Raw genomic sequence first — 427 nt, forward strand, 5'->3', positions numbered from 1 at the left:
TAACAGAACCCTGCCTTGGCACACCCCTGATACTGAACAATCAGCTGGGCATTATTCCCTTGCTCCAAGATGGGCACGCTAATGGTCACAGGCTCTGTGTAAATGTTGACTAGGCCGAAAAACTCATCTTCATAAGGCGTCCCTTCTTTTAAAGAGATCTCACCTAAAGTGGCATTTTCTGCACTGACATCAAATCGAGATTGATAGAGGTAGTAGCCATCGGTGACTTGCCATGTGAGTCGTACTTGTTTTCCTTGCTGAACAAAATCAAACGGGAAGGCTTGCTCAACACGTAAAAAGCTAGGCTGACCGAAGCTTGGTTGCTCAAAGCCACTTTGAACAGGCGAGCTTGATTCACTGTTAAACGAGGCAACGGAGACCTGAGAGAAAAAAAGCAATAAAAATGAGAGTAAAACGGTGCGCATAG

General features: G+C 45.4%; 1 protein-coding gene. It reads right to left on the reverse strand.

What is annotated here, in order from left to right; all coding sequences use genetic code 11:
- A partial coding sequence (locus AB4585_RS26650) for a protein-disulfide reductase DsbD domain-containing protein (RefSeq protein WP_372171754.1) occupies nucleotides 1–427 on the reverse strand: 427 nt, incomplete at both ends.

The sequence above is a fragment of the Vibrio sp. 10N.222.49.C9 genome (assembly GCF_041474985.1).
Classification (GTDB): Bacteria; Pseudomonadota; Gammaproteobacteria; order Enterobacterales; family Vibrionaceae; genus Vibrio; species Vibrio crassostreae_C.